Raw genomic sequence first — 10400 nt, forward strand, 5'->3', positions numbered from 1 at the left:
GGCGGCGCGTGGCGTCGGTGGGGACCGCGCGGTCCGGCGCGATGCTGGGCAGCGCCCGCAGCCGGGTCGCAGTGTCGGCCTGGTCCGCCGACGCGGGTGCCCGCACGCCGTCGTCCAGGAGGTCGAGCGGGGTCTGCGGCAGGCGCAGCTCGGCCTCGACCTGCTGCCAGGCGCGCCCCAGCGCCGCGGCGGAGGCGTAGCGCTGGCCGGGGGCCCTGGCCATGGCGCGGACGAAGGTCATCTCCAGGGAGGCCGGGACGTCGGGACGCCCGGTGGGCGCCAGCGCCGCGCGCTGGATCCGCTGGACGAGGTCGGCGGCGGCGTTGGCCCCGCCCGGCACCTCGAACGGCGAGCGGCCGGCCAGCAGCGCGTAGACGGTGGCGGCCAGCGACCACACGTCGCCGCGCACGTCGCTGGTCGGCGGGTCGCCGAGCAGCTCCGGCGGCGCCCACGGGATGGAGACGCCGACCGCGGCCCCCTCGGTCGACGACGTCGTCGCCGCGATGCCGAAGTCGGTCAGGGCGGGCCAGCCGAAGTCGGTGACCAGCACGTTGGCGGGCTTGATGTCGCGGTGCAGGACGCCCGAGCGGTGCGCGGTCTCCACCGCCGAGGCGAGCCGGACCCCGATCCTCAGGGCCTCGGCCACGCCGAGCGGCTCGCTGCGGTACCGGGCCGCCAGCGTCGGGCGCGAGCAGTGCTCCATCACCAGGTAGGGGCGGCCGTCGGGCGCCACGTCGGCCTGGTGGATGGTGACGATCGAGGGGTGGTGCGAGAGCCGGGCCATGGTGTTGGCCTCGTCCTGGAACAGGCGCCGGACGTCGTCCGTGAGGTGCGCGAGCAGCACCTTGACGGCCACGAGCCGCCGCGGCATCTGCTGCTCGTAGAGGAAGACGTCCGCGAAGCCGCCCGAGCCGAGCAGCCGCTGGTGGGTCAGGCCGGGGATCTGGGGCGGGGACGACGGCTGGCGGCGCGTGCTCACCGGCGCTGGCGCTCTCCGACGACGAACGTGACCCCGTCGCCCAGGTCGATGGTCGTCCCGTCCGTGACGGTCGCGCTGGCACCCGGCGCGAGCCGGTGCGCGGGGGCGTGCTCGGGCAGCACGAGCGTGCCGTTGGTGGAGCCGAGGTCGGTGACGAGCAGCTCGTCGCCCTCGGCGCGCACCTCCACGTGGGTGCGCGAGACGTCCTGCTGCGGGCTCGCGACGGTGACCAGGCGCGGGAGGTCGGCCCCGGAGACCCGGCGGGCCTGCGGCGCGCGGCCCACGAGCACCGTGCGGTCGACGTCGACGACCTCCCCGGTGGCCAGCCACAGCCGCCAGCGGGCGCTGCTCGCGGCCGGCGCGGGGGTCTGCGCCGGGGCCGCGGCCAGCAGGGCCGGGACCTGCGCCGCGAGCACGGTGATGTCGTCGAACTCGTCGTGGTCAGCCGCCGCCTCCTGGACGGGCGTCGGGACGGGGGGGACGGGCGCCGGAGCGGGGGTCGGCGCGGCCGCCGCGACGGGCGCGGGCGGCGGCGGGGCGGTCTCCGCTGCACCGGCCGGGGCGGCCTCCTCCTCGACGGTGCGCACCGCCGCGGCGTCCACGGGCCGCAGCACGGTGTGGTCGAAGAGGTGGTCGTAGTCGGACGCCGCGTCCTCGCCCTCGTCCGGCTCGGCCTCCGGCGCCGGCAGGGGCTCGGGCACGAACGCCGACCCGGTCCTGGTCGTCGGCTGGGGCTCGGCGGCGGGCTCCGGCTCCGGCTCGGCAGCCGGCGCCGCCTGCACCACCGGCGCCGCGGCGTCCGGGGCTGCGGCGTCCGGGGCTGCGGCCGCACCGGAGCCCAGCGCCACGGTCACGGCGGAGGCGAGCACCACGGCCGACAGCACCGGCAGGGACGGCTGCTGGGTGCCGGCGGCGAGCCCGCGCAGGCGCACCTCGACGCGCTCCGCCCCCTCGACGACGTCCTCGCTCCACGTCTGCACGTGGGGCGCGGCGATCACCCGGCTGCCGCCCGCGGTGCGCACCTCGACCTCGACCTGCCCGCGCAGGACCACGCGGGCGCTCCCGCCGCGCAGGTCGAGCAGCGCGAAGCCGGGCAGGCCTGCCAGGCCGCCGCGGGTGAGGACGCCGAGCTGCTCGGCGAGCCCTCCGCCGCCGCGCAGCGACTCCCACAGGGCGCTGGAGTCGCCGTGCTCGACGAGGGCGACGAGGCCGTCGGAGACGACCGCCGTCCACGGGCCGGGCTGGTACTCGGGCACGATCACGGGCGGTGGCTCCTCGTCCGGGGGGTGGTGGCGTCGTCGGGCCCGGAGGCGGTGCCCGGGCCGGACCCGGTGCGCCCCTCCCCCGGCACCTGCACCGCGTCGACGACCACGGCGGTGACGTTGTCGCGCGCGCCGGCGGCCAGCGCGGCGTCCACGAGCCACCGGGCGGCGTCCTGGGGGTCGGGGTGGGAGGTGAGCGCGTCGAGCAGGACGGCGTCCGTCAGCTCACCGGTCAGCCCGTCGGTGCAGACGAGCAGGCGGTCGCGCGGCTGGGCCGGGATGAGCCAGTAGTCGGGCTCCGGGCGGCGGCGGGAGCCCAGCGCGCGGGTGACGACGTTGCGCTGCGGGTGCTCGCGCGCGTCCTCGGCGCTGAGGTGGCCCGAGTCGACGAGCTCCTGCACCAGCGAGTGGTCGACGGTGATCTGCTCCAGCGCACCGCCCGCGCAGCGGTAGACGCGCGAGTCGCCGACGTTGAAGACCAGCCAGTAGGCGCCGCCGTCGCTGTCGGCGACCGCGACGCCGGCCACGGTGGTGCCCATCGTCGTCGCGCGCCCGCTGTCGCCCCGCTCGGCCGCGGCCTCGTGGAGGCGGTCGGCGACCCGCTCGAAGCAGGCGCGCACGTCCTCCGGGCGCACGGGGCCGCCCCCGGCGAGGGCCGAGAACTCCTCGACCGCGACCCGGCTGGCGACGTCACCGGCCGCGTGGCCGCCCATGCCGTCGGCCACGAGGAAGACCGGGGGGTGGGCGAGCAGGGCGTCCTCGTTCAGGCGGCGCACCGGACCGCGGTCCGTGGCCGACCCCCACGACGTGCGGATCACCGGTCACCCCTCCCGTGCGCGGTCGACGGGGCGGGGCTGGCCCGCCCGCGCCTCCGGGCGTCGACAGTAGCCACGCGGGTGGGCCGAGCGGGGCACTTCGGGCGCGCGTCGCCCGCTCGGGCGCCGACCGGAGCCCCCCGGGACGACGAACGGCCCGCCCTGGAGATCCAGGACGGGCCGTTCGCGGGGTGTGGAGGTGGCGGGAATCGAACCCGCGTCCGTCGTCGTTCCCCCAGGGCTTCTCCGAGTGCAGCCTGCGAACGGTTTTCTCAGCTCCAGCGGTCTTGCAGGCGACGCCGCTGCCGAGCTCAGTCGTCTAGAAGTCCCGTCAGCCCCGACGACGAGGGCTGACAGCAGTGGCTCCCTAGCTGACGCCGGTTACCGGGACGGGAGCACTCCCGGGCCGACGGACCTCAGGACTCGCTCAGGCGGCGAGAGTGAAGTCGGTGCGCTTGGAATCGGCACCTATTGGTTTGCAAGGAACGTTCACGAGATGACCTTGCATTCTCGACTCGCTTCCCCTGGTTCGACGATGCAACGTCGAGACCTGGCACCCCCTGTTGAGTTGTGCTGCCCCGGCGGCGACGTGCGATGCCGCTGCGGCGTCGCCAGGGTACCCGGTACAGCGCCGCGAGCGCACGAGGGATTCCCGTGGGCGGATCTGTGCCCGTCCCCGTGCCCGACGAGCGGGAGGGCGAGCGGGAGGCGAACGGGAGGCGGGCCGGGCGGGGCGGTCAGACGGTGATGACGACCTTGCCGCGCACGTGGCCGCCCTCGACGAGGCGCTGGGCGTCGGCGGCGCGCTCGAGCGGGAAGGTCTCCTGCACGTTGACCTTGATGCTGCCCTCGTCGACCATCGCGACGAGCTGCGCGAGCTGGAGGGCGTTCGGCACCACGAAGCAGTAGATGCCGCCCACCTCGGCGGTCAGCGACGGGTCGACGTTGGACGCCGTCCGGCGCACGTGCTTGGCCAGCTCGGCGGACTGGCGGATGGCGTCGCCGCCGACGTAGTCCACGGCGGCGTCCACGCCCTCCGGCGAGAGCGCGCGGACGGCGTCCACCAGGCCCGGCCCGTAGAGCACCGGCTCCGCGCCCAGGGAGCGCAGGTAGTCGTGGTTGCCCTCGCCGGCGGTGGCGATGACGCGGGCCCCGCGGGCCTTGGCGATCTGGACGGCGAAGTGCCCCACGCCCCCCGCGGCGGCGTGCACGAGCACGGTGTCACCGGCGTGCACCTTCACGGCGTCGAGGGACTGCAGCGCGGTGAGGCCGGCCAGCGGCAGCGCGCCGGCCTCCACGAACGAGACCTGCGGCGGCTTGAGCGCCAGGTGGCGGGAGGAGGCGGAGACCAGCTCGGCGTAGGTGCCGTCGCGCACGAAGTCCTTGCGGACGTAGCCCAGCACCTCGTCGCCGACGCTCAGGTCGTGGACCGCCGGACCGACGGCCTCGACGACGCCCGCGACGTCCCAGCCCGGGATGTTGGGGAGGAAGGAGGGGAAGGCGCCCTGGAGGTAGCCCTCGCGGACCTTGTGGTCGACGGGGTTCACGCCGGCCGCGCGGACGCGGACCAGGACGGTGTCGGGACCGACGAGCGGGTCGGGCTGCTCACCGACCTGCAGGACGTCGGGACCGCCGTAGGTGTTCTGGAAGACAGCACGCATGCCCCTGAGCATGCGCTGCCGGGCCGCGACCGCGCCAGCCGGCACTCCCCGCGGGGCTACTCCCCGCGGCGGGTGCGCACCGACATCGCGCGGTGGGCCTCGCGGGCGTCCTGCTTCTCGCGCAGCGCCTGGCGCTTGTCGTAGTTGCGCTTGCCCCGGGCCACGGCGATCTCGACCTTGGCGCGGCCGTCCTTGAAGTAGACCTGCAGCGGCACCAGCGTGTAGCCGGGGTCCATCGTCGCCTGGGCGATCTTGAGGATCTCCGACGCGTGCAGGAGCAGCTTGCGCCGCCGGCGGGGCTCGTGGTTGGTCCACGTCCCCTGGACGTACTCGGGGATGTAGACGCCCTCCAGCCAGGCCTCGCCGCCCTCGACGGTGGCGAACCCGTCGACGAGGCTCGACCGGCCCAGGCGCAGCGACTTGACCTCGGTGCCCACGAGCACCATGCCGGCCTCGTACACGTCCTCGATGGCGTAGTCGTGGCGCGCCTTGCGGTTGGTGGCCACGACCTTCCGCCCGCTGTCCTTCGCCGTCGCCACCCGCCCAGTCTAGGCGGCGACGGCGACCGCGCTCAGAGCCAGCCGAGCGGGTTGACCGTCGACCCGGACACGCGCACCTCGAAGTGCAGGTGGCAGGCGGTGCCCACACCGGTGGAGCCGGAGTAGGCGATGAGCTGCCCGCGCTCCACGCTCGTGCCGACGCCGACCGCGAACCGCGACAGGTGGGCGTAGGCCGTGGCGACCGAGCGCCCGGCCACCGTGTCGTGGTCGACGACCATGATGTTGCCGTAGCCCGAGCCGACCCCGGCGCGGATCACCTCACCGGCCTCGGCCGCGTACACCGGGGTGCCGCAGGCGGCCCGGAAGTCGGTGCCGGCGTGCAGGCGGCGGGTGCCGTAGACCGGGTGGACGCGGTAGCCGTAGCTCGAGGTCACGGTCATCTTCGCCAGCGGCGCGCCGAGCACCCCGCTGGTCGCGGCCGGCGCCCCCCCGGAGGAGGCCGGGGCCTTCGTCCCGGACGACGCCCGCCGGGCCGCCGCCGCGGCCTCGCGGGCCCGCAGCTCGGCGGCGATGTCGTCGCTCGCCGCCTGGGCCTGCGCCGCCTGCTGCTCGTGGGCGCTCTTCTCGCTCTCCAGGGTCGCCAGCGCCTGGGCCTGCTGGCTCGCGAGGGAGTCCAGCTCGGCCTTGCGCGAGGCGGCCTGCGCCTCGGCGGCCTGGGTGGCGGCCAGGTGCTCCTCGGCCTCGGCCTTGAGCCGGGCCACCTCCGCGCGCACCGCCTCGAGCTTCTCCTGCTCGTGCACCTGCAGCGCCCGCTGCTCGCGCAGCCGCGCCATCGCCCCCGACTGGGCCCGCAGGGCGGCGTCGACCATGACGTACCGGTCGGTGAAGTCCTCGGGGCTCTCGGCGTCCAGGGCCAGCGCCAGGGCGTTGTTCATGCCGCCCGTGCGGTACGCCTGCGAGGCGATCCGCGACAGCGTCTTGGCGGTGCCCTCGATGGCCACGCTGCCGTCGGCCATCGAGGCGACCGCCGCGGCCTCGGCGGCCTCGGCCGCGGCGAGCTCGCCGGCGAGCTGGACGTCGCGCGCCCGGGCCACCTGGACCTGCGCCGTGGCGGCGTCCAGCTCGGCCTGGGCCTGGGGCTGGCGCGCCTTCACCTCGTCCAGGGCGGCGCTCGCGGCGGCGGCGGCGTCGCTGAGCGCGTCCAGCTCCTCCTCGGCCTCGGCCGCCTGCTGGCGCAGCTCGCTCTGGCGCTGGCGCAGCTGCTTGTCGGTCTCGGCCTGCGCCGGCCCGGCCCCGACGGCCAGGGCGCCGACGAGGAGGACCATCGCGGCGGCCACGCCGCGGCGGTGGCCGCGGGCGCGGGTGCGTGCTCGCGCCACGCCTCAGACCTTCAGGTAGCGGGACAGGGTGACCACCGAGGCCAGGCCGGCCAGCAGGATCCCGACCGCGAAGAGCAGCGGCGCGACCAGCCAGACCTGGGAGGTGCCGATGTAGCCGAACAGGGGCAGCACGTCGACCAGCCAGCCCTGGACGCCGAAGCGCACCACGGCCCACAGCACCCCCGTGGCCAGGCCCGCGCCCACCACGGCGGCCAGGACTCCCTCGAGGAGGAACGGCAGCTGGATGAGGGTCTTGCTGGCCCCCACGAGGCGCATGATCCCGGTCTCCCGCCGCCGGCTGTAGGCCGACAGGCGGATCGTCGTGGCGATGAGCAGCCCGGCCGCGATGATCATCACGAGGGCGAAGCCGCCGGCGACGAGCGTGAGCACGTTCAGCACGGCGAAGAACGGGTCGAGCACGCGGCGCTGGTCCTGGACCTCCTCGACCCCCGGCGTCCCCGTGAAGTACTGGCTCACGACGTCGTACTGGGTCGGGTCGACGAGCTTGACCCGGAAGGACTCGTTGAGCTGGTCCTCGGTGGCCGACTCGGCGATCGCGGTGTCGGCGAACTGCTCCTGGAAGCGCGCGAAGGCCTGCGCCTTGGTCTCGAACTCGACCTTCTCGACGTAGGGCTCGAGCGCCGGGGAGGCCAGCGCCGCGGCGACCTCGTCCTTCTGGGCCTGGCTCACCTCGCCGCCGGTGCAGGTGGGGGCCTCGCTGTCGGCCACGCACAGGAAGATCGAGACCTGGACGCGGTCGTACCAGTAGTCCTTCATCTGGCCGACCTGCAGCTGCAGCAGGCCGCCGGCGCCGACGAAGACCAGCGAGACGAAGGTGACGAGGACCACCGAGACGCTCATCGCGGTGTTGCGCCGCAGACCGGCCAGGACCTCCCCGAGCAGGAACCGCCCGCGCATCAGAGGGCCACCCCGTACGCGCCGCGGGCCTCGTCGCGCACCAGCGCGCCGCCGTCCAGCTGGACCACCCGCTTGCGCATCGAGTCGACGATCTCCGTGTCGTGCGTGGCCATGACGATGGTCGTGCCCGTGCGGTTGATCCGGTCGAGCAGGCGCATGATCCCCTCGCTCGTGGCGGGGTCGAGGTTCCCGGTCGGCTCATCGGCCAGGAGGATCGCGGGGCGGTTGACGAACGCGCGGGCGATCGCCACGCGCTGCTGCTCGCCGCCGGACAGCTCGTGGGGCAGGCGCCCCTCCTTGCCGGCCAGACCGACCAGCTCGAGGGTCTCGGGGACGACCTGGGCGATGTGGTGGCGGCTGCGCCCGATCACCTGCAGGGCGAAGGCGACGTTCTCGAACACGGTCTTGCTCGGCAGCAGCCGGAAGTCCTGGAAGACCGCGCCGATCTGGCGGCGCAGGTGCGGCACCTTCCACGACGACAGGCGCGCGACGTCGCGCCCGGCCACCCGCACGACGCCGCTGGTGGGCACGTCCTCCTTGAGCACCAGGCGCAGGAAGGTCGACTTGCCCGAGCCGGAGGCCCCGACGAGGAAGACGAACTCGCCGCGCTCGACGTCCAGGCTGATGCCGTCCAGCGCCGGCCGGCTCGTGCGGTCGTAGGTCTTGGTGACGTCCTCGAAACGGATCACGTGATCAGCAGCCCGGCCAGTCCTCGGGGGTCCGTGGCGGCGTCCAGGCCGTCCACGACCCGCTCGACCGCCGTGCGCATCGCGCAGCACCTGGCCACGGCCGAGGCTAGGTGGGCCGGGCCCGCTTTCGTGGCAGAACGCCCCGGTGTGTCGCGAACCTGTGGGCGCCTCGGCTCGGGCCCGGGCGCCCGGGGAGGGGCTCAGGCGCCGGAGGCGGCCTTGTCCTGCTGGCGGCGCCAGCGGATGCCCTCCTCGAGGAAGTCGTCGATCTCCCCGTCGAAGACCGGCACCGGGTTCCCCACCTCGTGATCGGTGCGCAGGTCCTTGACCATCTGGTACGGGTTGAGCACGTAGGACCGCATCTGGTTGCCCCAGCTGCCGCTGTCGGCGCCCTTGAGCGCGTCGAGCTCGGCCTGGCGCTCCTCCTTCGCGCGCACCAGCAGGCGGGCCTGGAGCACGCGCATCGCCGCGGCCTTGTTCTGCAGCTGCGACTTCTCGTTCTGGCAGGAGACGACGATGCCGGTCGGCAGGTGGGTCAGGCGCACCGCGGAGTCGGTCGTGTTGACCGACTGCCCGCCCGGGCCGGAGGAGCGGAAGACGTCGACGCGCACCTCGTTCTCCGGGATGTCGATGTGGTCGGTCTCCTCGGTGACCGGGAGCACCTCGACGCCGGCGAAGGAGGTCTGGCGGCGGCCCTGGTTGTCGAAGGGCGAGATCCGCACGAGGCGGTGGGTGCCCTGCTCGACCGAGAGGGTGCCGTAGGCGTAGGGGGCGTGCACGGCCATCGTGGCCGACTTGATCCCCGCCTCCTCGGCGTAGGAGGTGTCCATCACCTCGGTCTTGTAGCCGTGGCGCTCGGCCCAGCGCAGGTACATGCGCAGCAGCATCTCGGCGAAGTCGGCGGCGTCGACGCCGCCCGCCTCGGCGCGCACGGTGACCAGGGCCTCGCGCTTGTCGTACTCGCCGTTGAGCAGGGTGCGCACCTCGAGCTCGCCGAGGTCCTTGCGCAGGCCCTCGAGCTCCTTCTCGGCCTCCGCGCGGGTCTCGGCGGCCGTGGCGGCGTCGTTCTCGAGGTCGGCGTCACCGGCCATCTCGACCAGCAGCTCGAGGTCGTCGATCCGCTGGCCCATGGTCTGCAGGCGCTCGAGCTCGGTCTGGGCGTGCGAGAGGCGGCTGGTCACCTGCTGGGCGGCCTCGACGTCGTCCCACAGCCCGGGGGCGGAGGCCTGCTCGGACAGCTCGGCGATCGTCGAGGTCAGGGCGTCGACGTCGGTGACCTGCCGGATCGTCCCGAAGGTCGTGCGCAGGGCGGAGATCTCAGCTTGGAAGTCGACGGCAGCCACGTCGCAGCAGGGTACGCGAGCGGCGGGACACCCGGTGGGGGCCGAGGTGGGCGCCTCAGGTGAACAGGCCGCCGAGGCCGCCCATCGCACCGCCGCCGCTGCCGCCCTGGGGCACCACGGGCCGGCCCTCGCTGGGCTGCACGAGCACGAAGCCCGGGCCGGAGAAGGCGTACTGGAACGCCTCCCCCGTGCCGCCGCGCAGCAGCGAGCGCATGTTGGTGCTGTTGACCAGCTGCGGCTGGAGGTTGGCCGACCACGCCACGGCCGCCTGCACGTCGACGTAGGTGGGCTGGGCCGCGCAGTCGAGCAGCACGGGCGGCCCGTCGCTGGTCAGCGCGACGACGCCGGCGCCCCGCAGCTCGAGGTTGAACAGCCCGCCGGCGGCCATGCCCGCGCCCGCCACGCGGCGGATGTCCCAGGAGACCTCCGCGTCGAAGGCGAGCAGGTTCTTCCCGTCCACGCTGATGGCGTCGCCCTCGAGCTGGATGAGGAAGACGTGCTCGGCGGCCCGGGCGAAGAAGACCTCGCCGGCGCCGCTGACGCGCATGAGCGGGGTGTCCTCGTTGGTGACGACCTTCTTGAGCAGGCGGCCGAGGCTGCCGGAGCTCTCGTGGTCGAAGCGGACCTGGCCCTGGTAGGCGACCATCGAGCCCTTGGCGGCGAGCACGTCCCCGCCCAGGGCCACGCGGAGCATCCGCGAGCTCTGGAGGGACCAGCGCTCCCCCGTGGCGACCTCGGCGTGGCTGGCGTCGAACAGCTGGCTGCGCATGGCGCCACCCTGCCAGGCGGGGGCGCCGCGAGACAGGGGGTGGCTGGGACGGGGCCCCGGCCGGTCGGGTCGGGGCCCCGTCTCA

10 protein-coding genes and 1 other RNA gene are annotated in these 10400 nt (G+C 74.7%); all 11 read right to left on the reverse strand.

The window, feature by feature from the left end:
* Positions 1–979: serine/threonine-protein kinase (locus tag AC5FZL_RS12365; protein ID WP_493619028.1), on the reverse strand; the 979-nt coding region annotated here is incomplete at its 3' end.
* Positions 976–2241, reverse strand: coding sequence for an FHA domain-containing protein (locus AC5FZL_RS12370; protein WP_493619030.1), 1266 nt, complete (start codon positions 2239–2241; stop codon positions 976–978). The genes AC5FZL_RS12365 and AC5FZL_RS12370, both read right to left, overlap by 4 nt.
* Complete coding sequence (locus AC5FZL_RS12375; protein WP_493619032.1) at positions 2238–3059, reverse strand: PP2C family protein-serine/threonine phosphatase; 822 nt, start codon at positions 3057–3059, stop codon at positions 2238–2240. The genes AC5FZL_RS12370 and AC5FZL_RS12375 overlap by 4 nt, the downstream gene beginning before the upstream one ends.
* A gap of 188 nt (positions 3060–3247) precedes the next feature.
* Positions 3248–3617: a transfer-messenger RNA gene (ssrA, locus tag AC5FZL_RS12380) on the reverse strand.
* 176 nt (positions 3618–3793) lie between these two features.
* Complete coding sequence (locus tag AC5FZL_RS12385; protein ID WP_493619034.1) at positions 3794–4717, reverse strand: NADP-dependent oxidoreductase; 924 nt, start codon at positions 4715–4717, stop codon at positions 3794–3796.
* A gap of 56 nt (positions 4718–4773) precedes the next feature.
* Positions 4774–5256, reverse strand: a complete 483-nt coding sequence (gene smpB / locus AC5FZL_RS12390) for an SsrA-binding protein SmpB (protein WP_493619036.1) — start codon at positions 5254–5256, stop codon at positions 4774–4776.
* Positions 5257–5288: 32 nt separating this feature from the next.
* Positions 5289–6596, reverse strand: coding sequence for a peptidoglycan DD-metalloendopeptidase family protein (locus tag AC5FZL_RS12395; protein ID WP_493619038.1), 1308 nt, complete (start codon positions 6594–6596; stop codon positions 5289–5291).
* Positions 6597–6599: 3 nt separating this feature from the next.
* Positions 6600–7514, reverse strand: coding sequence for a permease-like cell division protein FtsX (gene ftsX / locus AC5FZL_RS12400; protein ID WP_493619040.1), 915 nt, complete (start codon positions 7512–7514; stop codon positions 6600–6602).
* On the reverse strand, positions 7514–8203 hold the full coding sequence (gene ftsE / locus AC5FZL_RS12405) for a cell division ATP-binding protein FtsE (RefSeq protein WP_493619042.1): 690 nt from the start codon (positions 8201–8203) through the stop codon (positions 7514–7516). The genes ftsX and ftsE overlap by 1 nt, the downstream gene beginning before the upstream one ends.
* Positions 8204–8403: 200 nt before the next feature.
* Entirely contained in the window at positions 8404–9546 is a 1143-nt protein-coding gene (gene prfB / locus AC5FZL_RS12410) for a peptide chain release factor 2 (RefSeq protein WP_493619044.1), read from the reverse strand.
* A gap of 55 nt (positions 9547–9601) precedes the next feature.
* Positions 9602–10315, reverse strand: a complete 714-nt coding sequence (locus AC5FZL_RS12415; RefSeq protein WP_493619046.1) for an AIM24 family protein — start codon at positions 10313–10315, stop codon at positions 9602–9604.
* Between the last annotated feature and the right edge of the window lie 85 nt (positions 10316–10400).

Source organism: Quadrisphaera sp. DVD1 (assembly GCF_058932755.1).